General features: G+C 56.5%; 22 protein-coding genes, 1 tRNA gene and 1 pseudogene. 15 read left to right on the top strand and 9 right to left on the bottom strand.

Features of this window, described 5'->3' with window-relative positions; all coding sequences use genetic code 11:
* From kynU to QQL78_RS05340, 8 genes are read right to left on the bottom strand one after another with little or no spacing between them, the layout of a single operon-like run.
* Positions 1-1,191: a kynureninase gene (gene kynU, locus QQL78_RS05375; protein WP_284371300.1), complete on the bottom strand. Its 1,191-nt coding sequence runs from the start codon at positions 1,189-1,191 to the stop codon at positions 1-3.
* Positions 1,192-2,019, bottom strand: a complete 828-nt coding sequence (locus QQL78_RS05370) for a tryptophan 2,3-dioxygenase (protein ID WP_284371298.1) — start codon at positions 2,017-2,019, stop codon at positions 1,192-1,194.
* Complete coding sequence (locus QQL78_RS05365; protein ID WP_284371297.1) at positions 2,016-3,635, bottom strand: AMP-binding protein; 1,620 nt, start codon at positions 3,633-3,635, stop codon at positions 2,016-2,018. The genes QQL78_RS05370 and QQL78_RS05365 overlap by 4 nt, the downstream gene beginning before the upstream one ends.
* Before the next feature lies 1 nt (position 3,636).
* Positions 3,637-4,785, bottom strand: a complete 1,149-nt coding sequence (locus QQL78_RS05360; RefSeq protein WP_284371295.1) for an acyl-CoA dehydrogenase family protein — start codon at positions 4,783-4,785, stop codon at positions 3,637-3,639.
* Positions 4,786-4,842: 57 nt separating this feature from the next.
* Positions 4,843-5,643 carry an enoyl-CoA hydratase family protein gene (locus QQL78_RS05355; protein ID WP_284371293.1) on the bottom strand — a complete coding sequence of 267 codons (801 nt, stop codon included), beginning with the start codon at positions 5,641-5,643 and terminating at the stop codon, positions 4,843-4,845.
* Positions 5,633-6,097 (bottom strand): MarR family winged helix-turn-helix transcriptional regulator, encoded by a 465-nt coding sequence (locus QQL78_RS05350; RefSeq protein ID WP_284371291.1) that lies wholly within the window; start codon positions 6,095-6,097, stop codon positions 5,633-5,635. Before QQL78_RS05350 ends, QQL78_RS05355 begins: the two co-directional genes overlap by 11 nt.
* A complete protein-coding gene (locus tag QQL78_RS05345) occupies positions 6,094-6,813 on the bottom strand; it encodes an SDR family NAD(P)-dependent oxidoreductase (protein WP_284371289.1) in 720 nt (239 codons plus the stop codon). The genes QQL78_RS05350 and QQL78_RS05345 overlap by 4 nt, the downstream gene beginning before the upstream one ends.
* Complete coding sequence (locus tag QQL78_RS05340; protein WP_284371287.1) at positions 6,810-9,101, bottom strand: bifunctional salicylyl-CoA 5-hydroxylase/oxidoreductase; 2,292 nt, start codon at positions 9,099-9,101, stop codon at positions 6,810-6,812. The genes QQL78_RS05345 and QQL78_RS05340 overlap by 4 nt, the downstream gene beginning before the upstream one ends.
* A 310-nt stretch (positions 9,102-9,411) precedes the next feature.
* Here QQL78_RS05340 and QQL78_RS05335 point away from each other — a divergent pair, with 310 nt between their 5' ends.
* The 5 genes from QQL78_RS05335 (at position 9,412) to QQL78_RS05315 (ending at position 14,120) form a co-directional block, all read left to right on the top strand.
* Entirely contained in the window at positions 9,412-10,182 is a 771-nt protein-coding gene (locus tag QQL78_RS05335; protein ID WP_284371285.1) for an SDR family NAD(P)-dependent oxidoreductase, read from the top strand.
* Positions 10,179-11,075 (top strand): 2-dehydro-3-deoxygalactonokinase, encoded by an 897-nt coding sequence (locus QQL78_RS05330; protein ID WP_284371281.1) that lies wholly within the window; start codon positions 10,179-10,181, stop codon positions 11,073-11,075. Before QQL78_RS05335 ends, QQL78_RS05330 begins: the two co-directional genes overlap by 4 nt.
* A complete protein-coding gene (locus QQL78_RS05325; protein ID WP_284371279.1) occupies positions 11,072-11,677 on the top strand; it encodes a 2-dehydro-3-deoxy-6-phosphogalactonate aldolase in 606 nt (201 codons plus the stop codon). Before QQL78_RS05330 ends, QQL78_RS05325 begins: the two co-directional genes overlap by 4 nt.
* Positions 11,674-12,516 carry an SMP-30/gluconolactonase/LRE family protein gene (locus QQL78_RS05320; RefSeq protein ID WP_284371260.1) on the top strand — a complete coding sequence of 281 codons (843 nt, stop codon included), beginning with the start codon at positions 11,674-11,676 and terminating at the stop codon, positions 12,514-12,516. The genes QQL78_RS05325 and QQL78_RS05320 overlap by 4 nt, the downstream gene beginning before the upstream one ends.
* Positions 12,517-12,689: 173 nt before the next feature.
* Positions 12,690-14,120 carry a pyridoxal phosphate-dependent decarboxylase family protein gene (locus QQL78_RS05315; protein WP_284371258.1) on the top strand — a complete coding sequence of 477 codons (1,431 nt, stop codon included), beginning with the start codon at positions 12,690-12,692 and terminating at the stop codon, positions 14,118-14,120.
* Between the two features lie 125 nt (positions 14,121-14,245).
* On the opposite strand, the gene QQL78_RS05310 is transcribed toward QQL78_RS05315, so the two are convergent.
* A complete protein-coding gene (locus QQL78_RS05310) occupies positions 14,246-15,121 on the bottom strand; it encodes a hypothetical protein (protein ID WP_284371256.1) in 876 nt (291 codons plus the stop codon).
* A gap of 224 nt (positions 15,122-15,345) precedes the next feature.
* Between QQL78_RS05310 and QQL78_RS05305 the strand changes: the two genes are divergently transcribed.
* From QQL78_RS05305 to hsdR, 10 genes and pseudogenes are all read left to right on the top strand, one after another.
* A tRNA-Thr gene (locus tag QQL78_RS05305) sits at positions 15,346-15,421 on the top strand.
* 166 nt (positions 15,422-15,587) lie between these two features.
* Positions 15,588-16,364 (top strand): tyrosine-type recombinase/integrase, encoded by a 777-nt coding sequence (locus QQL78_RS05300; RefSeq protein WP_284371254.1) that lies wholly within the window; start codon positions 15,588-15,590, stop codon positions 16,362-16,364.
* A complete protein-coding gene (locus QQL78_RS05295; protein ID WP_284375453.1) occupies positions 16,246-16,776 on the top strand; it encodes a tyrosine-type recombinase/integrase in 531 nt (176 codons plus the stop codon). Before QQL78_RS05300 ends, QQL78_RS05295 begins: the two co-directional genes overlap by 119 nt.
* Before the next feature lie 69 nt (positions 16,777-16,845).
* Complete coding sequence (locus QQL78_RS05290) at positions 16,846-17,718, top strand: hypothetical protein (RefSeq protein WP_284371253.1); 873 nt, start codon at positions 16,846-16,848, stop codon at positions 17,716-17,718.
* Between the two features lie 147 nt (positions 17,719-17,865).
* Positions 17,866-18,072 (top strand): helix-turn-helix transcriptional regulator, encoded by a 207-nt coding sequence (locus QQL78_RS05285; protein WP_284371251.1) that lies wholly within the window; start codon positions 17,866-17,868, stop codon positions 18,070-18,072.
* Positions 18,065-18,490 carry a helix-turn-helix domain-containing protein gene (locus tag QQL78_RS05280; RefSeq protein WP_284371249.1) on the top strand — a complete coding sequence of 142 codons (426 nt, stop codon included), beginning with the start codon at positions 18,065-18,067 and terminating at the stop codon, positions 18,488-18,490. Before QQL78_RS05285 ends, QQL78_RS05280 begins: the two co-directional genes overlap by 8 nt.
* Before the next feature lie 52 nt (positions 18,491-18,542).
* Complete coding sequence (locus QQL78_RS05275) at positions 18,543-19,589, top strand: site-specific integrase (RefSeq protein ID WP_284371247.1); 1,047 nt, start codon at positions 18,543-18,545, stop codon at positions 19,587-19,589.
* A gap of 31 nt (positions 19,590-19,620) precedes the next feature.
* A complete protein-coding gene (locus QQL78_RS05270; RefSeq protein ID WP_284371245.1) occupies positions 19,621-21,063 on the top strand; it encodes a class I SAM-dependent DNA methyltransferase in 1,443 nt (480 codons plus the stop codon).
* 74 nt (positions 21,064-21,137) lie between these two features.
* Entirely contained in the window at positions 21,138-22,295 is a 1,158-nt protein-coding gene (locus QQL78_RS05265; RefSeq protein WP_348540748.1) for a restriction endonuclease subunit S, read from the top strand.
* Positions 22,288-24,626: pseudogene (hsdR, locus tag QQL78_RS05255) on the top strand (EcoAI/FtnUII family type I restriction enzme subunit R). The gene QQL78_RS05265 and the pseudogene hsdR overlap by 8 nt, the downstream one beginning before the upstream one ends.
* Positions 24,627-24,735: the final 109 nt, after the last annotated feature.

Below are 24,735 nucleotides of genomic sequence, written 5' to 3'. Positions count from 1 at the left end.
TCAGGTCACACGGCTGCGCACCTTGTATTTGGGGTCATCCCAAAGCGCGTTGTCCATCACATCCTTGATCACAGCCACCGCCGCCGTCACATCAGCAGCATCCAGATACAGCGGCGTGAAGCCAAAGCGCATGATATCGGGTGCTCGGAAATCCCCAATCACCCCGCGGTCAATCAGCGCCTGCATCGCGGCATAACCGTGTTCAAACCGGAACGAGACCTGCGAACCGCGCGTATTCGCATCACGTGGGCTGGCCAGTTCCAACTGTGGCACGGCCTGCTCCACCTCTTTGATAAACTGCTCTTGCAGCGCAAGGGAGGCAATGCGCAGATCGGCCATATCAACCCCATCCCAAACCTTCAGCGCCTCTTCCAATGCGGCCATCTGCAACACCGGCGGCGTGCCGACACGCATCCGTTCAATGCCTTTGCCGGGGGCGTAATGCAGATCAAAATCAAATGGGTTGGCATGGCCCAGCCAGCCGCTTAGCGCCGGTTCCGCGCTGTCCGCCAGATCAGGGCGCACATAGATAAACGCTGGCGCACCGGGGCCGCCATTGAGGTATTTATAGGTACATCCAACGGCGAATTCGCAATTGGACGCCGCCAAATCCACTGGAATCGCCCCTGCCGAATGCGCCAGATCCCAGACCATCACTGCACCCGCATCATGGGCCAGTTTGGTCAATGCCTTCATGTCATGCATACGGCCGGTGCGGTAATCCACTTCGGTCAGCATCACCACCGCGATTTCATCGGTGATGGCACCTGCGACTTCTTCGGGGGCCACAGTGCGCAGCTCATACCCCTGCCCCAGCAACCCAACCAGACCTTCGGCCATATAAAGGTCACTTGGAAAGTTGCCCTTGTCGCTGAGGATCACGCGACGCTCGGGGCGCATCTTCACCCCCGCCGCCAGTGCCTGATAGACCTTGACCGACAGGGTATCCCCCATCACAACCGATCCTGCCGCCGCGCCGATCAAACCCGCAATGGCGCTGCCAACCTGACTGGGCTGCGCCATCCAGCCAGCCTTGTTCCAGCCGCCGATCAACATCTGCGCCCATTCTTCATTCATTACACCAGCCAGCCGCGCAGGCACGGATCTGGGCATCGGCCCAAGTGAGTTACCATCCAGATAGATCACCCCGTCCGGCAAGATAAACTGTTCTTTTCTCAATATATTTGCCATTCAAAGCACTCCTCTGACCTGCCATAATTCGGGAAACAACTCGACCTCCAGCATGCTGCGCAAATAGGCCACACCAGAGGTGCCCCCGGTGCCACGCTTGAACCCAATGATCCGTTCCACGGTTGTGACATGGTTGAACCGCCAACGGCGGAAATAATCCTCTAGATCGACCAGTTTTTCGGCCAGTTCATATAGTTCCCAATGGGCCTTGGGGTCTTGGTAAACCTTTTGCCACATATCCTGCACCGCAGGGCTGGCTTGCCAGTCGCCTTCGCTTGGCGCACCTGCCAAAGGGTCCATGCCCATGCGGGCACATGTCACATCAATGGCCACCTGATAGAGGCTGGGTTGCGCCAGTTCTGCGTTCAGCGCCCCATAGGCCACAGGTTTATGTTTGTGCAGCGCCATCAACGCCCCGATGCGGTTGCCCAAAAGATATTCCACCAGCCGGTATTGATGGGATTGAAACCCCGATGAATTGCCCAAGGAAGGGCGAAAGGCGGTATATTCACTGGGCGTCATGGTACGCAGCACATCCCAGGCGGAATTCAACTGTTCAAAGATCCGGGCCACCCGCGTCAACATCTTGAACGCCGGTTTCAGCCCCCCCCCCAGCATGACACGCCGCGCCTCCTGCAACTCGTGAATGGCCAGACGCATCCACAGCTCAGAGGTCTGATGCTGCACGATAAAAAGCATTTCGTCATGAGCATCACTTAGCGGATGCTGTGACGACAGGATGGCATCCAGTCCCAGATAGTCGCCATAGGACATATCCTTGGCGAAATCCATTTTTGCGCCCTCAGCGGCTTTGTCAAAATCACTCATTTCTGATCCCTCAAGGCAAAGCGTTGTATCTTGCCGGTGGCTGTCTTGGGCAACGCATCAATAAACCGGATGTCGCGGGGGTATTTGAACGGTGCGATGGTTGCCTTGACGTGATCCTGCAGGGCTTTGACCAAAGTCGCATCCCCCACAAACCCATCTGCCAAAACGATATGGGCCTGCACAACCGATCCGCGCGCCTCGTCCGGTGCCGCCACCACGCCGCATTCACTGACCGCTGGGTGGCTCAGCAGCGCCGCCTCAACTTCAGGTCCTGCGATATTATAGCCCGAGCTGATGATCATATCGTCGTTGCGGGCCGCGAAATACAGATAGCCCTCTTCATCCATCGAGAAACTGTCACCAGTGATGTTCCAGCCCCCCTCCACATAAACACCCTGCCGTTTGTCCGCGAGGTAGCGACAGCCCGTTGGCCCGCGCACAGCCAGCCGTCCGACTTCGCCACGTGGCACTTCCACCCCGTCAGCGTCCACAATTTTTGCCTCATACCCCGTCACGGGCTTGCCGGTGCAGGCCGCCTTGTGATCATCAAACCGGTTCGAGATAAAGATATGCAGCATCTCTGTGGCCCCGATCCCGTCCAGCATCGGCTTGCCGGTCTTGGCCTCCCAATCGTGATAGACGGGGGCAGGCAAGGTCTCGCCCGCGCTGACCGCAGCACGCAGCGAGGACAGATCCGCACCTTCCTCCATCGCCTGCAACATCGCGCGATAGGCCGTTGGGGCGGTAAAACAGACGGTGGCTTTAAACTTCTCGATGATTTCGATCATATTGGGCGGGCTCGCAGCTTCCAACAGGGTCGCTGCGGCGCCAAAACGCAGTGGGAAAATCGCCAACCCACCCAGCCCAAAAGTAAAGGCCAAGGGCGGCGAGCCGATAAAAACATCCTCAGGCGTGACCTGCAAAATCTCGCGGCCATAGCCATCTGCAATGATCAGCAAATCGCGGTGAAAGTGCATTGTCGCCTTCGGGTCACCCGTTGTACCCGAGGTAAACCCCAACAGCGCCACATCATCCTGCGCAGTATCTACCGCCTCAAATTGCACCGGTTTTTCCAATGCCAGCCGGTCCAGTTCCGCGTCATGGTTGCTGGTCCCGTCAAATCCCACAACTGTTTTGAGGAATTTTGACGTCTTGGCACAGCCCGTCATCTCATCCATCAGCCGCGTATCACAAAGCGCATGGCTGATCTCGGCCTTATCGACAATCGCGCCCAATTCACCCGCCCGCAGCATCGGCATGGTGTTCACCACCACCGCCCCCGCCTTGGTCGCTGCCAACCAACAGGCCACCATGGCCGGGTTATTGGCCGACCGGATCAACACCCGATTGCCCGGTTTGATGCCAAGGTTTTCAACCATCGCCGCGGCCAGTTTGTTGGTCCAGTCGGCCAGTTCCTTATAGGTCCGCCGCCGCCCGTTGCCGATCAGCGCGGTGCGATCCCCGAACCCCTTTTCCACCATCTTATCTGTCAGTTCGACCCCGACATTCAACCGCTCAGGATAGGTAAACCCCTCCAGAAGCAGATCCGGCCATGCCGCCGGATCTGGCAGATTATCCCGTGCAAAGCTATCCACATGCCCCGAGCGATCCAACATCCTAACTTCCTCCCAAAGTCTGGCGCGCAATCACCACCCGCTGCACATCCGATGCCCCTTCGTAAATTCGCAAGGCGCGGATTTCACGATACAGGCTTTCCACCATCTGACCTTGCCGCACACCATCACCGCCATGCAATTGCACCGCCTTGTCAATGACCTGCTGTGCATGATCCGTGGCAAACAGTTTCGCCATCGCAGCCTCTCGCGTGACCCTTGCAGCCCCAGAATCCTTGGCCCAGGCCGCGCGATAGACCAGCAAGGCCGATGCATCAACGTCCACCGCCATATCCGCGATATGCCCCTGTACCATTTGCAAATCCGCCAAAGGTGCCCCCTGCACATGGCGGGTGGTGACCCGCGTAATGGCCTCATCCAAAGCACGGCGCGCAAAACCCAGGGCCGCCGCCGCCACGGTAGAGCGGAACACATCCAGCACCGACATGGCAATGCCAAACCCTTTGCCTGCCTCCCCGATCAAGGCCGATCCCGGCAGTTTCACCCCGTCAAAATGCAAGGTTGCCAGCGGATGTGGTGCGATCACTTCCAAACGCTCCTCAACCTTCAATCCGGGTGTATCCGCAGGCACCACAAAGGCTGACAACCCCTTGGCCCCCGGTGCTTCGCCGGTGCGGGCAAATACCGTATAGACATCCGCAATCCCACCGTTGGAAATCCAGGTCTTATGCCCATCCAGCACAAAGCCGTTACCCTCAGCCGTCGCCGTCATTGTGGAACTCGCGACATCCGATCCCGACTGCGGCTCCGTCAAAGCGAAAGCCGAAATCGCAGCGCCTTCACGCGTCTTGGGCAACCATTCCGCCTGCTGCTCCGGGGTGCCGAACAGCGAAATCGCCCCGGTGCCAAGCCCCTGCATGGCAAAGGCAAAATCCGCCAAACCGTCATGACGCGCCAAGGTCTCGCGGATCAGGCAAAGCGAACGCACATCAAGCTTTTCATCGCCTTCAGCCCCTGAATGGCGCAGCCAGCCCCCGGCCCCCATCATCGTCACCAAGGATCGGCAAGCCGCATCCGTATCGCTGTGATCCACAGCCGCCAGATTGGCCGCCGCCCAATCGTCCAGCGCATCAGCCAGTTCGCGATGCCGCTCTTCAAAAAACGGCCAGGTCAAAAAGCTCCGGTCAGACATGGATCGCGCCCCCCAGCTTCATCTTGCCTCTAAACTCATTCCCGCAGCCTGCCACGTTCAATCCCCCTCAAAAACCGGACGCTCTTTTGCAACAAAGGCCTTATAGGCCCGTTCAAAATCGCCGGTCTGCATGCAGATCGCCTGTGCCTGCGCTTCCGCCTCAATCGCCTGTTCAATCGACATCGACCATTCCTGCGCCAGCATGGTCTTGGTCATCATATGGGCGAAATTCGGCCCCGCCTGAATTTGCTTGGCCAGTTTCACCGCATCCGCGTCCAGTTCGGCTGATGACACCAACCGGTTGAAGAAGCCCCAGCGTTCGCCTTCATCAGCAGACATCGACCTGCCCGTATAAAGCAGCTCTGCCGCCCGTGTCTGACCAATGATGCGCGGCAGGATGGCGCAAGCCCCCATGTCGCAACCGGCCAATCCTACACGGGTGAACAAGAACGCCGTTTTCGCCTCGGGTGTGGCAATGCGCAGGTCAGATGCCATGGCGATGATCGCACCGGCCCCGACACAAATCCCGTCAACGGCGGCAATCACCGGCTTACCGCAATTCACAATCGCCTTGACCAGATCCCCGGTCATCCGGGTGAAACGCAACAGCTCCTTCATGTTCATCCGCGTCAAAGGGCCAATGATATCATGCACATCGCCACCGGAACTGAAGTTGCCACCATTTGATGCAAAGACCACCACATCCACGTCATCAGCATAGACCAGATCACGGAACCAGTCGCGCAGTTCGGCGTAGCTGTCAAAGGTCAGCGGGTTTTTACGATCCGGCCGATCCAGCCGCACGGTGGCAATGCCATCTTCAATCTCGCATAAAAAATGTTTCACATCACTGCGCATGGGTCTTGTCCTTTGTGGTGGTCTCAGAGGCATTGGCAAAGGCCTGAAGACGCGCCGCCATAGCGCGGGCTTCCTCGGGGCTGACACTGCTGAGCATTTCATTAATCCAGTTTTCATGGGCCTGCGCCTGAGTCTCGAACTCTGCCACACCCGCCTCGGTCAGCCGCAAGACGATGGCGCGGCGGTCCCCCGGCACGGCGAGACGTTCAACAAGCCCTTCGTCACTCAACCGATCCGCAATGCCGGTGACATTGCCGTTGGACACCCGCAACACACCACTGAGCTGGCTCATCTTCAATCCATGGGGATGGCGTGACAGAGCAGCCATGACATCAAACCGCGGCAAGGTGGTCTTATGCTCCCGCCGCAGTTTCTCGCGCAGATCGTTCTCAATGCCACGCACGGTTTTCAGCAGCCGAAGCCAGAGGCGTAGGCGATCCTTCGCCTCTGTCATATCTCGCCACCGGAAACAGACAGATCATGCCCGTTGATCATCGACGCCTCTTTTGACGCCAGAAACCGCACCGCCGCCACAACTTCATCGCAGGTGATCATCCGGCGCATCGGATTGCCCGACACCACCATTTTTTCGGCCTTCTCGCGGTCAATATCCATCATTTTCATGACGTTGCGCACCGCACCATCAGCCATGGCCGTGTCTACAAAACCGGGGCATACCGCATTGCAAGTGATGCCCGTCTTAGCCACTTCGATGGCAAGCGAGCGCACCAGCCCCAAAACCCCATGTTTGGCCGCAGCATAGGCGGCTAGGTTCGCCCCCCCCTTCAGACTGGCAATCGAGGCCATGGCGATCAGACGCCCACCCGCTGGCATTTCCGCAAGGGCGGCGCGAAAGGTCAGGAAAACACCAGTCAGGTTTACCGCCAATGTGTCGTTCCACACTTCTACCGGCATCTTGGTCACCGGCATCGCGTGACCGGAACCAGCATTGGCAACCACCACGTCATAAGGTCGGTCAAACAGGGCTTTGACAGAGGCCTCATCGGTGACATCCACCTGCATCATCCGCATTTTGCCACCTGCGTTGGTTTCTTCCAGCGCGTCCAGCCGGCGCCCTGCAATGGTGACCGCGTCCCCCATCGCCGCAAAATCACGCGCCACGGCCTGCCCGATGCCAGATCCGCCGCCGGTTACCAAAACCTGTCTCATACTTTCTCCATTTCCGCAGCCTTGTCGGCCAGTCGCCACATCTGATCGCGCCCTGCCGCATAGGGCAAGGGCCATTTCCCGTGACGATCCCCAATCATCGTCGCCTCGCGCAGCGTCCAGAATGGATCACTCAGATGCGGACGCCCGATACAGACCAGATCGGCGCGCCCCGCCATCAGGATCGAATTGACGTGATCGGCTTCATAGATGTTGCCCACGGCCATGGTCTTGATCCCTGCCTCATTGCGGATGCGATCGGAAAACGGGGTCTGGAACATGCGGCCATAGACCGGCTGCCCTTCGGTTGAAGTCTGCCCTGCCGAGACATCGATGATATCTGCGCCCGCCGCCTCAAACATCTGCGCGATTTTCACTGCCTCTTGCGGCGTCACCCCGTCATCGCCGGTCCAGTCATTGGCAGAAATGCGCACCGACATCGGCTTGCCCTTGGGCCAGACCGCCCGCATCGCGGCGAAAACCTCCAGCGGATAGCGCATCCGATTTTCCAGACTGCCGCCATATTCATCGCTGCGCGTGTTGGACAGCGGCGAGATAAACGAAGAGATGAAGTACCCATGCGCCGCGTGCAGCTCGATCATGTCAAAACCCGCGCGTTCCGCCATTTCCGCCGAAGCGACAAAGGCATCGCGGATCTGGTCCATATCTGCGCGGCTTGCTTCCTGCGGCACTGTGTTCTCATCTGACCAAGGAATCGCAGAGGCTGAAATGATTGGCCAATTGCCCGCAGAAAGCGGCTTGTCCATGCCCTCCCAGCCGATGCGCGTTGATCCCTTGCGCCCCGCATGGCCAATCTGACAGCAGATTTTCGCATCCGTTTCATCATGCACAAAACGGGTCAGGCGCTGCCATGCCGCTTCATGTTCCGGCGCATAAAGCCCCGGACAACCCGGCGTGATGCGACCATCAGCGGAGACACAGGTCATCTCGGTATAGACCAGCCCCGCCCCCCCCTTGGCACGTTCGCCATAGTGGATCAGATGCCAATCCGTCGGCGCACCATCAACCGCTTTATACTGCGCCATGGGCGAAACAACGATGCGGTTCTCCAGTTTCATATCGCGCAGCTGAAATGGTGCGAACATCGGGGTGCGCACAGGTTCATCCGTGTTGCCGCCGGCCTGTTGCATGAACCATTTTTCGGCACCGGCCAGCCATTCCGGGTCGCGTTCGCGCAGGTTTTCATGACTGATCCGCTGTGATCGTGTCAGCATGGAATAATTCAGCTGCACCGGATCCAGATCAAGATAGCGTTCCACATCCTCGAACCACTCCAGGGAGTTGCGCGCAGCCGATTGCAAGCGCAACACTTCAAGTCGGCGTGCTGCTTCGTATTTCTCGGCCGCTACTGCGATATTCGGTTCTGCCACCACTTGATCCGCCAAGGAAATCGCTGATTCCAAAGCCAGTTTCGACCCCGACCCGATCGAGAAATGCGCCGTTGCCGCGGCATCCCCCAACAGAACCACATTCTTGTGATGCCATGTCTCGCACAAGACCCGCGGAAACTTGATCCAGGCAGATCCGCGAATGTGGTTGGCGTTTGTCATCAAGGCGTTGCCGTCCAGATGATCCTTGAACACCTCTTCGCAAATCGCGATGGTTTCCTGTTGGCTCAAATCGCCAAAACCGTAATTTTCAAAGGTCTGCTGGCTACATTCCACAATGAATGTCGCTGTATCATCGTCAAACTGATAGGCATGCACCCAAAGCCAGCCCTTGTCGGTTTTCTCGAAGATAAAGGTGAAGGCATCGTTGAACTTCTGATGGGTGCCCAGCCAGATGAACTGGCATCTACGCACGTCAATGTCGGGCTTGAAGGTATCCTGAAACTCCAGCCGGGTTTTGGAATTCAACCCGTCACAGGCAACCACCAGATCATAGTCATCCATATAGGTCGACGCCGCCTGCACCTCTGTTTCAAATTGCAGGTTCACGCCCAACTCGCGGGCACGGGCCTGTAGGATCTGAAGCAGTTTCTTGCGCCCGATGCCACAAAACCCATGGCCGGTGCTGACAGTTTTCTGGCCTTTGTAAATCAGGGCCATATCGTCCCAATAGGCAAAGTTCTTGCGGATCTCCGCAGCTGACACCGGATCATTGCTTTGCAGGTTTTCCAGCGTTTCATCGGAGAGAACAACACCCCAACCAAAGGTGTCATCAGGCTTGTTCCGTTCAAGCACCGTCACCTCTGCGTCAGGATCACGCAGTTTCATCGAAATCCCGAAATACAGCCCCGCAGGCCCGCCACCCAGACAAATCGCTCGCATAACTTCCCCCCAAATCTGCAGTCTCTGGAGCAGGCTATGGCCAAATTCGCTTTGCTTCAAGTAAAAATATTTTATACATAAAAGAAAATCGAAAATGATCCGCACCCAAGGGTCCTGGCGGGATTAGATGACACCGGAAGCTGTAAATCAACTGTGGGTCTGTGTTGGTCAAACCATATGTTGAAAGACGCCCCTGCCACCCTTAGGCTGATATGCTCACGCGCCATGGCTGGCCCCTGCCTGAGGTGCCACTAAGACCACCCTAAAACTGGAAAGCACCCAAATTTTGCGTCTGAGAGGACATTTCTGCATGACCCGAACCGCGACTTTCCACGATCTTGCAGGTAAATCCATTTTTATCACTGGCGGTGGTGCCGGGATCGGGGCGGCGCTGGCGGATGGTTTCATGGCGCAGGGGGCACAGGTTGCCTTTATCGGGCGCTCTGACGCCAGCGATTTTATGGCACAGATGGCAGAGAAACACGGCGCCGCACCGCTGTTCCTGCAAGGCGACATCACCGATACGAGGCGGCTGCAAGAAGCCATCGCACAGGCGGCCACGGTCCATGGCCCCATTGACGTGCTGGTCAACAATGCCGCAAATGATGCGCGTCATAGCACAGCCGAGCTGACACCGGAGGTCTGGGACCAATTGCAGGCCATCAACCTCAAGGCATATTTCTTTGCCGCACAGGCTGTGATGCAGGGAATGCAAACCAAAGGGAGCGGCGCAATCGTGAATTTCAGTTCAATCAGCTATATGATGGGGCAAGCGGGCTATCCGGCCTATATGGCGGCAAATGGTGCAATCACCGCATTGAGCCGTGGATTGGCGCGGGAGTTCGGACCGGATGGGATCAGGGTGAACGCATTGGCACCGGGATGGGTATTGACCGAAAAACAGCGCGCCACATGGGCCACCCCGGAGGCATTGGCCGCGCATCTTGAGAAACAATGCCTCAAAACCCATCTGACCCCGCAAGACCTTGTGGATGCAACGTTGTTTCTGGCATCAGACAGCAGCCGGATGATGACCGGGCAATGTATGGTCGTGGATGGCGGCGTGGTGGTGACAGGATGAGCATAACACCGGATTGGATTGCACTGGACTGGGGCAGCAGCAACCTGCGCGCGTGGGCGATGAAGGACGGGCGGGCCGAGGCCAATGTGCAATCGGCCGATGGTGCGGGCGGATTGATACGCGACGGGTTCGAACCGGCGCTGGCGGAACTGCTGGGCGTCTGGAATGTCACCGCGCGCACCCCGATCATCGCCTGCGGCATGGTTGGATCGCGTCAGGGTTGGGTCGAAGCCCCCTATCACCCCGTGCCCTGCTCGCCTTTGGCCCAGGGCACCACTCCTGCCCCGAGTGAAAAATTCAACCTGCAAATCATTGCGGGTCTGCGCCAGACCACCCCATCAGATGTGATGCGCGGCGAAGAAACCCAGATTGCCGGTTTCCTTGCGCTGAACCCGGAATGGGACGGGGTGATCTGCCTGCCCGGCACCCATACGAAATGGGTTCAGGTATCGGCAGGCGAAGTGGTCAGTTTCCAGACCTACATGAGCGGCGAGCTGTTTGCCCTGCTGGCGGGTCAATCGGTGCTGCGTCATTCGGTCACCGCTGACAATTGGGATCAGCCGACCTTTGATTTCACTGTCGAAGAGGCGTTGAGCAAACCAGAAAAACTGGCCGCCCGACTGTTTGCCATCCGCGCCGATGATCTATTGGATGGGACATCTCCTGCCATAGGGCGTGCACGGCTGTCCGGGCTGCTGATCGGGGCTGAACTGGCCGCCGCCCGCCCCTATTGGCTGGGGACAAACATTGCCATCATCGGAGCAGAAGGTGCCGCCACCCCCTATGCCCGCGCCCTGCAAACCCAAGGGGCACCGGCCACCATCGCGGATGCGGAACGCATGACGCTTGCGGGGCTGACCGCCGCCTATCGCACCTGGAGAGATGCCCGATGACTCTGCCCTTGATCGCCATCCTGCGCGGCATCACCCCCGCTGAAGCCCCTGCCATCGGCACCGCGCTGGTCAACGCGGGCATTACGACCATCGAGGTGCCGTTGAATTCCCCCGACCCCCTGCAAAGCATCGCCGCCCTGTCCCGACATCTGGGGGATACGGCCATTGTCGGTGCCGGCACGGTCTTGTCTGTCGCGGATGTCAACGCTGTGGCACAGGCTGGCGGGCAGATCATCGTTTCACCCAATTGCAACACAGAAGTCATTCAAGCCACCAAGGCGCTTGATCTGCAAAGCTGGCCCGGCGTCTTCACCCCCACCGAGGCATATGCCGCACTTGATGCCGGTGCGGACGGGCTGAAACTTTTCCCCGGGGCCATGGCGGGGCCAACCGGTCTGTCCGCCATGCGGGCAATCCTTCCCAAGGGCACGCTGGTCTATGCGGTGGGCGGCGCGGGCCCGGAGAACTTTGGCGACTGGATCGCCGCCTCTGCGGATGGCTTCGGCTTGGGCTCTGCGCTTTATAAACCGGGGCTCAACGCCACAGAGGTGGGTGAAAGAGCCACCGCCATTGTTGCCGCCTATCGTACCGCCCTCGGATGAGCGTTTTCGATCCGCGTCTCTGTGGCTTGGGCGAAGGGCCGCTGTGGCATCCGACGCGGGGCATGCTTTTCTGGTTCGATATTCCGGGCAAACGCCTGCTGGCGCGCGACGGGAAGATTGCGCGCACATGGCAATTTGACTCGCATTTCTCTGCGGCGGGCTGGGTGGATGAGGACACGCTTTTGCTCGCCTCGGAAACCGCATTGTGGCGCTTTGACATCCCGACGGGTGACAAGACCCGGATTTGCCCGTTGGAGGCTGATAACCCCCTCACCCGTTCCAATGACGGACGTGCCGACCCTTGGGGCGGTTTCTGGATCGGGACGATGGGCAAAGGGGCGGAACCCAAGGCCGGGGCGATCTATCGATTGTATCGTGGTGAGCTGCGCAAACTGGTCAGCGACGTCACCATAAGCAATGCGCTCTGTTTTGCCCCGGATCAAAGCTGCGCCTATTACACTGATACTGTCACGCAAAAGATCATCCGCCAGCCGCTGAATGCCGGTGATGGGTGGCCCATGGGCACGCCAGAAGTTTTTGTGGATCTTAGTGCAACACGGCTGAACCCTGATGGCGCGGTGACCGATGTGGATGGCAACCTGTGGGTTGCGATCTGGGGTGCGGCATGTGTCATCTGTTTCGCCCCCGACGGATCGGAATTGCGCCGAACAGCGGTGCCTGCACGCCAGCCCACTTGCCCTGCATTCGGGGGCCCAGCACTGCGGGATCTTTACCTGACATCCGCATCTGAGGGCTTGCCAAAGGATACGATGAACGGGGCCACATTTATCGTCCGTGACATCGCCCAAGGCCGCCCAGAGCCACAGGTGATCCTGTAAACCACGCCCTTGCTGTTTGTTCTTCTTCAGGACAATCAACAGCCCGAATGCCGCACCTCTGACTGCCCGGAGCCATGATCGATGCAGAGGCACAGTCAATTGACAGCTCTCCCGATATTGCTTAACACATTAACTAATATTTAGGCAAATCTTAGTGGTAAAAGGAACACAGCATGGATTGGGAAGATTTTCGCACCCGAGGCAAGGACGCTGCCGATTGGGCTGCTGACTATCATGCTGGCCTGCGCGAACGGCCTGTGCGGGCCCAGACCAAACCGGGTGATATCATCGCACAGCTGCCGCCAAGCGCACCGGAACAGCCCGAAACCATTGATGCCATTCTGAACGACCTTGAACATAAGATCATGCCGGGCATGACCCATTGGCAGCATCCGCGTTTCTTTGCCTATTTTCCGGCAAATGCTGCGCCGGTCTCTGTGCTGGCGGAAAGCTATGTCACTGCAATTGCCGCGCAATGCATGCTTTGGCAAACCTCCCCTGCGGCGACAGAGCTTGAAACCCGCACCTGTGACTGGATGCGGCAGGCGGTTGGCCTGCCCGATGGGTTTTCCGGCGTGATTCAGGACAGCGCCAGTACCGCAACCCTCTGTGCGGTGTTGACCATGCGCGAACGGGCGCTGGACTGGGCAGGCAACCGCGCGGGCCTGAGTGGGCAACCCCGCCTGCGGATCTATGCCAGCGGTGAGGTCCATACCTCGATTGACCGCGCCATCTGGATTGCGGGCATTGGAGAGGCCAATCTTGTGCGCATCCCCGTAACCGGACCATCACGGGCAATGGATGTCACCGCCCTGCAAGCGGCCATCACCGCTGATCGGGCCGCTGGACATCTTCCGGCGGGCATCATCACCTGTGTCGGCGGTACTGGCGTGGGTGCAACCGATAACATTGCCGCAGTGATGGATATTGCCGAAAGTGAAGGGCTATACACCCATGTGGATGCCGCATGGGCCGGTGCCGCCATGATCTGCCCCGAATTTCAGGACATCTGGGCCGGTGTCGCACGCGCGGATAGCGTCGTGCTGAACCCGCATAAATGGCTGGGGGCGCAGTTTGATTGCACCACACATTTCCTGCGCGACCCGACGTCTTTGGTGAGAACACTGGCGATCCAGCCGGAATATCTGAAATCCGACGGCGCAGATGGCGGGATCATCAACTATTCCGAATGGTCTGTGCCACTGGGCCGCCGGTTTCGCGCACTGAAACTCTGGTTCCTGCTGCGGGCCCATGGGCTTGACGGGCTGCGCGGCATGATCCGCAATCACGTGAAATGGGCGAAAGGTCTGGCAGGTCTTTTGGCAGAGACTGCAGATTTCGAGATTGTGACCGAACCGATGCTGTCCTTGTTCAGCTTCCGCTATGCACCGGACGGTGTGGCAGATCTTGACGCTTTGAACCAACAGCTGGTCAATGCGATCAATGCCGACGGGCGGATTTACCTGACGCAAACCCGTGTCGACGGGGATCTGGTGATCCGTTTTCAAGCGGGATCATGGAGCTGTACCGCTGAGGATATTGCCACCGCTTTTGATGTGATCATCGAGCTTGCCCCAAAGGTGGCCGCACAGATGTCCGCCTGAACGAGAATCCCAAGCCCGACTCGGAATCGCCCTGCCCTAAGTGAATGAGTGACTGCGTTTAGCGACGGGCAGAGCTGAACCAATGCAAAACAGGGTCCAGAGGCAGGCTTGGATAAGTCTTGCCCTCAAGGTGCGATGATACGCACGCCGTCCATCCGCTCTACCGTCTGCATGTCCTCGTCATAAAGCTCTGTCAGTTCATCCACCAGCGTGTCAGTCCACTCTGGCATGTCCAGCTCTTCTTCAATCTCATCATCCAGCGCGAATTTATCGAGGAAGGCTGTGATCACCCGGCGCTTCTGAATTTCGGTAATGTCCTGATGCAGATGCATGTAGCTGCGCAGCCGTTCCATCCCCTCTTTCGACATGATTGTGGACAGCAGATCAAAACCGCCAACAATCTTTTCGTGATGATCGATCCCGCCAAGTTCACGAATGATCTGGGACCAGATCAACGGTGTGTCTTCGCTGCACCAGACAGTGATGGCAATATTCGGTGCAGCCTCGCGGATGTCGGCAATGGTGTCGGACCAGCGCAGATCCTGCGGATGACGCCCGCCCCAGAAGGCCGCTGGCGATTGATCAATGGCATGGTCATAAATGATGGGGATAAATGTGGCCGGATTGCGCACAGCCAGATACATCTCGATCTCGTCATCCGGGAACAGCGCCGCCATATGCGCCATCCTTGCCGCCGCTGCGGGGTAGAGAATCCCCTCTTGTATCGCCGTGCCCGCAGTACGGAAGAAATTCGCATCCGACAGGATCAAGCGGTCAGCAGGTGAGCCATCCAGCATAACATCCAGCAATACCTCACGTGCCTGCGGCGAGGCCGGGGTTTTGCGCATGGCATTTAACGTCTCGCGCACCAGCCCGCGATAACTGTTGGGGCCCGGGACCACAACACCACGCTGGGCAAAGCTTTCCTTGTTGCGCAGGACTGATTTAATCAGTCTTTCCTGCTCGGTAAAATGGGCGCCTGTCTGCAAAACCAGCTGCATAAATCTATACTCGGTCCATGGTGGAATGCTCTGTTGAATACAGGCTTGGGCCTTGGGTGTAAAACATCTAAATCGGTTTGGAAGCGGTGGAAAAATCCTTCTGAAAAAATCATGCATTTTTGGTGATCAGAGTGCTTGCATCCCAAAACATGATCTACTAAAGAACGCGCACACCTTAGGCAGATGCAAGTCGGTCGGAAGGTTTAGACGTCCTCAGGACGCCTGCCCCTATAGCTCAGCTGGTAGAGCAATTGATTTGTAATCAATAGGTCCGCGGTTCGAGTCCGTGTGGGGGCACCATTTTATTATCCAAAATCATCCGAAGACATCCGAAAAGCCCTGTGTTATATAGGTTTTGCGATACTTCTTTGTCCGATGCTGTCTAACTGCATCCGGTACGATACCCCCAAATTGGGGGTGTTTTTGGGGGTATCGGGTTTGAACCGAAAAAGTGATACCCCCAGCGATGCCATTATCAGACATTCAAGTCCGCAACCTCAAGCCGCGCGAAAAGGCCTATAAGGTCTTCGACTTCGAAGGTCTATTTGTCTTGGTGAAGCCCAACGGGTCGAAACTGTGGCAGATGAAATATCGCCTTTATGGCAAAGAACGCCTATTCTCGATTGGCGTCTACCCCGATGTGACCTTGGCCCAAGCCCGCAAAGCCAAAGAGGAAGCGCGCGCAAAATTAGCGACAGAAATCGACCCAAGCGAAGCAAAACAGACTGAAAAGCGGATGAAGCGCGAAGAGGCAGGCCAGACGTTCGAGAAGATCGGTGCTGAGTTTCTCGCCAAGCAACGCAAGGAGGGCAAGACCAAGGCCACCTTGGACAAGACAGAATATCACCTAAAGCTCGCCAACCGCGACTTTGGACGCCGCCCGATAACCGAAATCACCGCGCCAATGATCCTCAAGACGTTGCGCAAGGTCGAAGCCAAAGGCACCTATGAGACAGCACACCGCCTACGCGCACGCATCGGGTCCGTGTTTCGTTACGCTGTTGCTAGTGGTGTAGCTGAAATCGACCCCACCTACGCACTGCGTGATGCGCTGATCCCGACCGACCCGCATCCACCGCGCCGCGATAACCGACCCCAAGGCGCTGGGCCGCTTGATGCTAGAGATCGACGGTTTCGAGGGGCAAGCTACGACCCGCATCGCGCTCAAACTGCTGGCAATGCTCGCCCAACGCCCCGGAGAGATACGTCACGCCAAATGGGCAGAGATCGACTTTGCCAATAGGGTCTGGTCTATCCCTGCCGCAAAGATGAAAATGCGGCGGGATCACGTTGTTCCCCTACCCGCTCAAGCGATTGCGTTGCTGGACGAACTGCGCCGGATGAACGGGAATGGCGAATATCTGTTCCCGTCTTTGCGGACCTGGAAACGCCCAATGTCAGAGAACACATTGAACGCTGCGCTACGGCGCATGGGCTATTCTGGTGACGAAATGACTGCGCACGGGTTTCGTGCATCCTTTTCGACGCTGGCTAATGAAAGCGGCCTTTGGCACCCAGACGCCATTGAACGCGCGCTGGCTCATGTTGAGAAGAACGAAGTGCGTCGCGCGTATGCGCGGGGAGACCATTGGGAGGAACGCGTCAGACTTGCAGACTGGTGGGCTAGCTATTTGGACGATGCAAAGGCAGGCTAACGGAACAAGTGGAATCACTCAAAGTCAAAAATGCAGAAATCCGAACGTGCTCGACTAATATACCTTATAATGCATAATATTGGTGGCTTTCTGTTTGCCACGCCTGAACCGTTGGAGCCTCTTCGCTTAGGCGAATATTACAAACTGCGCGTACCAAAGCTAAACGAAAAGCGCGGTGAGCTTTTTGCGAAAATTCGCAATGATCTGATACAGTATCAAGACGAGGAACTTCTCGACAATTTTTCGTCTACTGGAATCCCAACTGCTGAATGGTCCAAACAGTGGGTCTCTAACTATCAAGCCGAGGTAAAAGCCGCATTCTCAAGTGCGAGCAAATGGCACAGAATTGAGCTGTTTCGCACGAAAGAACTTGCCGACTTCAAACACTGGGGACGGTCCGAATTCCTTTCGGTGAATGAAGTTGTTTGGCTTTCAGTTGGTCTTGAACCGAAAGAGGAATTCGTAAAGGCGGCGATGCCATCGAAGAGAACAAAACTTGATGGCAAATTCGATGAAGTTATCGAGTACATGACCCGACATCGAGAGATTATTCGTCGAAAATTTGATCCTAATAGCTTTGGTGACCATCCGGACTTTAAGGGCTTGCAAGAATGGATCGATGAAGTTCAGCTTGAAGTCCATCCCGGTTTTGCAAACATGCTGGCGGCCCGCCACAAACGAAAGCACACAAACAAGATAACTGGAAGGACCGACCGATCTCTTGAACCGATGGATGGGCGAGAGAGGGCTTCAATGGTCAAGCTGATCACAGCGATGGCAATCGATGCTTACGGATACGACCCAAAGTCGCGACGAAGTGCAATTCCAAACGAGATACAAGGGATCGCTGACAGACTCGGGCTAGAAATTACCAGCGAGACTATTCGGAAATATCTCAAAGTTGGGGCGGAAGCACTGCCCGAAGATTGGAAACCAGAATAGTCACTAATCGTTAAACGAATAGCTGAAAACTAACACTTTAAATACAGCTAGTTATGCCTCTTTTGCCTCGCAAAATCCTGTTCGGCCAATACCCAAGATATTGTTGCCAAGACTTGATCAGAATTCTTAACACAAGGACTGATCACAATGGACGATCTCAGCTTCCCGAAAACAGGCTTCGTGCGTCTCGCACAAATCTTAGCACCAAATGGCCCAATCCCCGTTTCTAAATCAACTTGGTGGGCTGGCGTCAAAGAGGGTCGCTTTCCACAACCTCAAAAACTTGGCCCCCGCACCACTGTCTGGAAGGTCGAAGACATCCGCGCATTGTTCGAAGATGATCAAGATGGCTAAACGCGTGAACCCTATGGCCGTGAAGGCCAATGCCACCTATGACGTCTTTGAAGCCGCTCAGGCTTTGAAAGTCACACCTGCAACAATTCGCAACTGGATCAAAGACGGCATGGAGGCGATGACCTCTTCCAAGCCTCACCTGATCCTTGGTTCTGCAATACGTGAATATTTGCATACCAGGTATGCGGCGGCGCGTCGTCCATTAGGCGCAGACCAGCTCTATTGCCCATCATGTGGCAAGGGTCAAAAGCCCCTCGAGCGCCAAGTAACCCAATCAGCAATCACCGCCAAAACAGACATCCTGAAAGGTGCGTGCAGTCGTTGCGGCGGCACTGCCACACGGATGATTTCGCACCAACAACGCCAAGAATTCGCGGCAACATTCCATATCAGCGCAGAGCGTAACAGCGAAGCCTAATTGATACCGCCTTCCTTCCCCTGAAATGACACTTACCCAACGGAGACATTCCATGCGAAAGTTCAATGAAGAAAACGAACGCATCAAGCGCCGCTACCTCAAGTATCTCAAGGCCGCGAAACGCAAAGACCCTAGCACGGTCCAAAAAGCGGCGGATGGCATCCTGAGGTTCGAAGCAAGCACAAAGTACGCCAGCTTCAAAAAGTTCCGCATTGAACAGGTAATCAAGTTCCGCGACCAACTCGACGAAGAGATCAGCAAGACAACGGGCAAGCCGCTTTCTAAGTCGACAATCTCAACGGTATTGGCTGCTAACAAAGGGTTCATTTTCTGGCTGGCCGATCAGACCGGATACAAACAACGCATCCGCCATTCAGACGCCGACTATTTCAACATGGACGCCAAAGGCCAGCGCATTGCTAGCGCAGTACGCGAGACGCCTTACCCTTCAATGGAAATGGCGCGACATGCGTTCAACTACATGCCGGAAAAGGCGGAGATTGATCGCCGCAACAAGGCCCTCTTCGCATTCTTCATGCTCACCGGGGCGCGGGACGGTGCCGTTGCATCCTTGCGCTTGAAACACATCAACATGATCGACGGTTGCGTGTATCAGGATGCCCGCGAGGTGAATACGAAGAATTCCAAGACGATCACGACGTTTTTCTTGCCTGTGGATACTGAATACCTCGATTGCTTTAGCACTTGGGTCGCATACTTGAAGGCAGAAAAGCTTTTTGGCCCCGACGACCCCTTGTTTCCCCCGATCGCAATCAAAGTGATCGACGGCGGGTTTAGGGTCGCTGGTTTCAAGCGTGAAATCTACAAGAACGCGAACGCCATCCGCGAAGCCATAAAGCTGGCCTTCATCCGCGCGGACTTGCCGCCCTTCACACCCCATGCATTCCGCAAAACGCTTGTGAAGTGGGCTGATGCCCAATATCCGACTCGCGAAGGCTTCAAAGCTTTTTCGCAGAACATCGGGCACAGCAATGTCGTCACGACAATCAGTGCATATTGCCCGATTTCCATCGAACAGCAGGGCGCGTTGATTAAGAAGGGAAAGGCGCAATCGGACATTGTCCCTCCCCGCGCCTGAAACTACTCTGAGGAAAACAGCAGGACATCCAATGTTTGAAAACGCCTTCAACAGCATCGACCGCGAACTCCGTAACGAAGAGGGGCTGGCGTCCGAGCTGGACTATGCGGAGCAGACCTCTTGGATATTGTTCCTCAAGTACCTCGACGACATCGAAACAGAACGGCAGGACGAAGCAGAGCTTGAGGGGCGCGACTATGCCCCGACCCTGCCCGCCGACATGCGCTGGAAAAGCTGGGCATCGGCCAAGAATGACGACGGCACGGACCGCAAGGATGTGCTGACCGGCGAAGACCTGATTGCATTCGTCAACACAACCCTCTTCCCGACTCTCAAGAAATACCGTGAGGATGCGACAAGCCCCGACACCATCGAATACAAGATCGGCGAAATCTTCTCAGAGATCACCAACAAATTCCGCTCCGGCTATTCGCTGCGCGATGTACTTGAGATCGTGGATGGGCTTGAGTTCAACACCCAAGAGGCCAAGCACGAGCTTTCCGACCTCTATGAGAGCCGCATCAAGCGGATGGGCAACGCAGGCCGCAATGGTGGTGAATACTACACCCCCCGCCCCCTTATCCGCGCCATGCTCAAGGTGATCGACCCGCAAATAGGCGAGACGGTCTATGACGGGGCCTGCGGATCGGCGGGCTTTCTGGTCGAAGCCTATACCCACATGCTGACCCCCGACATTTCTGCGACCGACTTCAACACGCTCCAGACCAAGACCTTCTACGGGCAGGAGAAAAAGTCGCTCGCCTATATCATCGCCATCATGAACATGATCCTGCACGGGATCACCGCCCCCAACATCCTGCGCACCAATACGCTGAACGAAAACGTCATGGATATTCAGGAAAAAGACCGCCACGATGTGATCCTTGCCAATCCGCCTTTCGGGTCTGGTGAACGCGCCGAGGTGCAGCAGAACTTTCCGATCAAATCGGGCGAGATGGCCTATCTCTTTATCCAGCACTTCATCCGCAAGCTCAAAGCAGGTGGCCGCGCCGCTGTGGTGATCAAGAACACGTTTCTAAGCAACGGGGACGCCGCCGCCCTGCGCCGCGAATTGTTGGAGACTTGCGATCTGCACACGGTTCTGGATTGCCCCGCCAAGGTGTTTCAGGGCGCGGGCGTGAAAACGGTGGTGCTTTTCTTTGAAAAGGGGCGCAAGACGCATCGCACATGGTACTACGCGCTGGACCCGGAGCGGTCCTTGGGCAAATCCTCCCCCCTGCGCGATGATGAACTGGCCGAGTTTGTGGAACTGCAAAAGACCCGCGCGGACAGCGCGAAAAGTTGGACGGTGGAGCGCGGGGATATTGATGCAGAGACGATGGATATGTCCGTCAAGAACCCCTTTGCGCCCGAGGAAGCACCCTTGCGGGAACCAGCGGAGATCATCGAGGACATGCTGGCGCGGGATGCGGAGACGGCAGAGATACTGGCGCAGATCAGGGGGATGTTGTGAAGGCGGCCCGGGAGGTTAAGCCGCTTAGCTCCCTTTGCGAACGAGTTTCAGTCGGGCATGTTGGGCCGACATCTATGCACTATTGTGATGACGGCGTGCCGTTCTTAAGGACACAAAATATTGGTGATAACGGCCTTCAACTCGAAGACTACAAAAGAGTTACGCCAGAATTTCACGCATCTCTAAAAAAGTCGCAACTGAAGCAAGGTGACTTATTGCTAGGTCGCGTCGTCACCGACGTAATGAAATGCGGTATTGTTCCGGCTGAACTTGGTGAAGCGAACTGCGCAAACATGATTCTGATACGGCCAAAGGAAGGTTTGTTGCCAGAGTTCTTAAACTATATGATCAAATCGCCTTTCGCTCAGGATTACCTTCTTGGGAAACGTGTTGGCTCTGCCCAACAAGTGGTAAACACGGGTATTTTGAAAGCTTGGGAAGTTCCCCATGTGACCCTCGAAGAGCAAAAGCGGATTGTGGCGGTTTTGGATGCGGCGTTTGAGGGGCTGACCCGCGCCACCGAGCACGCCGAAGCCAACCTCCAAAACGCGCGGGAGTTGTTTGGGGCTTTCTTGGAAGAACTGTTCTTGAAGAATGGAGAGAAATGGTTGTCAGCCAACCTTCAAGATACAGTTTCTGAGAACTGCACTTTGTCCTACGGTATCGTTCAACCCGGTGACGATGTTGAAGGTGGACTGCCGGTAGTGCGGCCAACCGATCTTGGAGTGTCTTTGATTTCCAGAACTGGCTTAAAGACAATCGCTCCCGAAAAAGCCGACGGCTATGCACGAACTCGATTGCAGGGTGATGAAATTCTCCTTTGTGTCAGGGGAACTACTGGTGTCGTCGCGAAGGCCCTCCCTGAGCTGGAAGGCGGCAACGTCACTCGGGGCATCGTTCCTGTTCGCTTCGATAGCCAAAAAATGTTGCAAGACTTTGGATATTACCAATTTCGCAGCCGTCACATTCAAGAGCAAATTGAGGCTCAGACTTATGGCGCGGCTTTACGGCAGATTAACATTCGCGATCTTCGCAAACTTAGCTTTACGTTTCCCGAAGTGAAGGAACAAGAAAGACTACTCCCAATGCTCCAAAATGCTCAGCGAAATTGCGAAGCACTTATTGAAGTGAATTTGGCCAAAACTCGCCGACATATCCGACCTCCGCCAATCCCTCCTGCAAAAGGCCTTTGCAGGCGAACTCACATAAAGCTAGGCTCGCCCGATGGTTGACCCCGCCCCCCGCCCGAACGAGACCGAAGCCGACACCCGCGCGGACCGGATTGACCCTGCATTGATGGCCCAAGGCTGGACCGGCCCCGACAAAACAGACGGCGCACGGGTCAGCCGGGAGGAAATGCTCTGGCCCGGTCGCATTATGTCCGGCGGCGCGCAAAACGCCCCCAAACCCGCAGACTATGTCTTGCGCATGAAAGGCCATGTCCTCGCCGTGATGGAGGCCAAGAAAGCCACCCTGCCCCATACCGAGGGGCGCGGCCAAGCCTATGACTATGCCACCCGCATCGGCGCGCGCTTTGCCTATTGCACCAACGGGCTGCGCTATCACGAGATCGACATGCACACTGGTGCGGAGCAAGAGGTGGATGCAGTCCCCACGCCCACGGCCCTCTGGGACCGCTGCTATCCCACCGGCAACGCATGGCGCGACCGCTTCGGGCAGGTCGCGTTCGAGACCGCAGGCGGCAAATGGCAACCTCGCTACTACCAAGCCGCCGCCGTCAACGCCGTGCTTGAGGCGATGTCCAAGGGCGACCGCCGCATCCTGCTGACACTGGCAACAGGCACCGGCAAAACCTCCATCGCGTTTCAGATCGCATGGAAGCTGTTCCAATCCCGCTGGAGCCTTACGGCAGAGCCAACCCGCCGCCCCGCATCCTGTTCCTCGCCGACCGCAACATCCTGGCAGATCAGGCGTATAATTCGTTTTCCGCGTTTGAGCCGGATGCGTTAAGCCGCATCAACCCCAAAGAGATCAGCAAAAAGGGCAAGATGCCCCGTAATGCATCCGTGTTCTTTACGATCTTCCAGACCTTCATGACCGAAGGCAAGAACGGCGAAGAAGAGTTCAGCTTCCGCGAATACGAGCCTGATTTCTTTGACTTTATCATCATCGACGAATGCCATCGGGGCGGTGCCAAAGACGAAAGCACATGGCGCAAAATTCTGGAGTATTTTGAACCCGCCGTGCAGCTTGGCCTGACCGCGACGCCCAAACGTAAGGTTAATGCCGATACCTATTCCTACTTTGGCGAACCCGTCTACACCTACGCGTTGCGCGATGGGATTGACGACGGTTTCCTGACCCCGTTCAAAGTGCGGCAGATGGCCAGCACGATTGATAGCTATGTCTACGACCCCGATGACGAGGTTGTGAGCGGCGAGATCGACCCCGACCACATCTATACCGAGGCCGAGATCAACGCGAAGATCGTGATCCCCGAACGCGAACAAAGCCGCATTCACGAGTTCATGGACCAGATCGACCCGCGCCAGAAAACGCTGGTGTTTTGCGCTACTCAGAACCATGCCGCTGCCGTGCGCGACTACATCAACCAGATCAAGGACATCGAAGACCCGCACTATTGCGAGCGCGTCACAGCAAACGATGGCGCGCTGGGCGAACAGCACTTGCGCGAGTTTCAGGATAACGAGCGGAGCATTCCAACGATCCTTACGACCTCGCAAAAGCTCTCAACCGGTGTGGATGCCCGAAACGTTCGCAACATCGTGTTGATGCGTCCAGTGAAGTCGATGATCGAATTCAAGCAGATCGTAGGGCGCGGAACGCGGACATTTGAGGGCAAGGACTTCTTTACGGTCTTTGACTTTGTCGAGGCCTACAAGCATTTCAATGATCCCGAATGGGATGGGGAACCGTTGCCGCCAGACGAGCCGAAGGCGAAACCGACGCCTAGTGATCGCCCCGCCCCAATCGGCCCTCAAGACCCCGGACCAGAACCAGAAGCCAAGATCGTGATCAAGCTGGCAGACGGCAAAGAACGCAAGATCAAGTATATCGCCACCACCAGCTACTTTTCGCACGATGGCAAATTGATTTCCGGCCAAGAATTCATGGACCAATTGTTCGGTGATTTAGGCGATCTGGTTACAGGCGAAGACCAATTGCGCGCCATCTGGAGCAACCCCGAAACACGGGTGCAATTTCTAAAGGTTCTAGCCGACCGTGGATATGACGCTGGACGGCTAGAAGACATGAAACGCCTGATCGACGCGCACAATAGCGATGTGTTTGACGTGCTGGCCTATGTGAAATTCACGCTAGCACCCCAATTACGTTCCGAGCGGGCAGAAGCTGCAAGACAGAGCGGCCTAACAGATTTCGAAGGTGAAATGCGTTCATTCTTGGAGTCCGTGTTATCTGCTTACGAAATCCATGGCGTAGACGAGTTGGCTTTGACCAAGATCGGTGACTTCCTGAAGGTACGCTATGGCGGTACAAACGGAGCTAAACGAGCATTGGGCGAAATTCCCAAGATCAAGAAGGCCTTCATGGATATACAGGCCCATTTGTACGCGCCATGAGCCAAACGCCCGCTCGACGAACATAGTAAAGCGCCCAATCTGAGAAGGCTTACGCCATGCTTAAACATCGCGATAACCAACCACCGAACCCAAAATGCACTGATTTGCG

The organism is Sulfitobacter pacificus (assembly GCF_030159975.1).
Taxonomy (GTDB): domain Bacteria; phylum Pseudomonadota; class Alphaproteobacteria; order Rhodobacterales; family Rhodobacteraceae; genus Sulfitobacter; species Sulfitobacter pacificus.
Note: the sequence above shows the minus strand (reverse complement) of the source record. Positions and strands in the feature narration are given on the sequence as shown.

Excerpts from the sequence above, each read along its gene's own strand:
- kynU (WP_284371300.1), bottom strand. The coding sequence starts at position 1,191 with ATGGCAAATATATTGAGAAAAGAACAGTTTATCTTGCCGGACGGGGTG.
- QQL78_RS05370 (WP_284371298.1), bottom strand. The coding sequence starts at position 2,019 with ATGAGTGATTTTGACAAAGCCGCTGAGGGCGCAAAAATGGATTTCGCC.
- QQL78_RS05365 (WP_284371297.1), bottom strand. The coding sequence starts at position 3,635 with ATGTTGGATCGCTCGGGGCATGTGGATAGCTTTGCACGGGATAATCTG.
- QQL78_RS05360 (WP_284371295.1), bottom strand. The coding sequence starts at position 4,785 with ATGTCTGACCGGAGCTTTTTGACCTGGCCGTTTTTTGAAGAGCGGCAT.
- QQL78_RS05355 (WP_284371293.1), bottom strand. The coding sequence starts at position 5,643 with ATGCGCAGTGATGTGAAACATTTTTTATGCGAGATTGAAGATGGCATT.
- QQL78_RS05350 (WP_284371291.1), bottom strand. The coding sequence starts at position 6,097 with ATGACAGAGGCGAAGGATCGCCTACGCCTCTGGCTTCGGCTGCTGAAA.
- QQL78_RS05345 (WP_284371289.1), bottom strand. The coding sequence starts at position 6,813 with ATGAGACAGGTTTTGGTAACCGGCGGCGGATCTGGCATCGGGCAGGCC.
- QQL78_RS05340 (WP_284371287.1), bottom strand. The coding sequence starts at position 9,101 with ATGCGAGCGATTTGTCTGGGTGGCGGGCCTGCGGGGCTGTATTTCGGG.
- QQL78_RS05335 (WP_284371285.1), top strand. The coding sequence starts at position 9,412 with ATGACCCGAACCGCGACTTTCCACGATCTTGCAGGTAAATCCATTTTT.
- QQL78_RS05330 (WP_284371281.1), top strand. The coding sequence starts at position 10,179 with ATGAGCATAACACCGGATTGGATTGCACTGGACTGGGGCAGCAGCAAC.
- QQL78_RS05325 (WP_284371279.1), top strand. The coding sequence starts at position 11,072 with ATGACTCTGCCCTTGATCGCCATCCTGCGCGGCATCACCCCCGCTGAA.
- QQL78_RS05320 (WP_284371260.1), top strand. The coding sequence starts at position 11,674 with ATGAGCGTTTTCGATCCGCGTCTCTGTGGCTTGGGCGAAGGGCCGCTG.
- QQL78_RS05315 (WP_284371258.1), top strand. The coding sequence starts at position 12,690 with ATGGATTGGGAAGATTTTCGCACCCGAGGCAAGGACGCTGCCGATTGG.
- QQL78_RS05310 (WP_284371256.1), bottom strand. The coding sequence starts at position 15,121 with ATGCAGCTGGTTTTGCAGACAGGCGCCCATTTTACCGAGCAGGAAAGA.
- QQL78_RS05300 (WP_284371254.1), top strand. The coding sequence starts at position 15,588 with ATGCCATTATCAGACATTCAAGTCCGCAACCTCAAGCCGCGCGAAAAG.
- QQL78_RS05290 (WP_284371253.1), top strand. The coding sequence starts at position 16,846 with ATGCATAATATTGGTGGCTTTCTGTTTGCCACGCCTGAACCGTTGGAG.
- QQL78_RS05285 (WP_284371251.1), top strand. The coding sequence starts at position 17,866 with ATGGACGATCTCAGCTTCCCGAAAACAGGCTTCGTGCGTCTCGCACAA.
- QQL78_RS05280 (WP_284371249.1), top strand. The coding sequence starts at position 18,065 with ATGGCTAAACGCGTGAACCCTATGGCCGTGAAGGCCAATGCCACCTAT.
- QQL78_RS05275 (WP_284371247.1), top strand. The coding sequence starts at position 18,543 with ATGCGAAAGTTCAATGAAGAAAACGAACGCATCAAGCGCCGCTACCTC.
- QQL78_RS05270 (WP_284371245.1), top strand. The coding sequence starts at position 19,621 with ATGTTTGAAAACGCCTTCAACAGCATCGACCGCGAACTCCGTAACGAA.
- QQL78_RS05265 (WP_348540748.1), top strand. The coding sequence starts at position 21,138 with ATGCACTATTGTGATGACGGCGTGCCGTTCTTAAGGACACAAAATATT.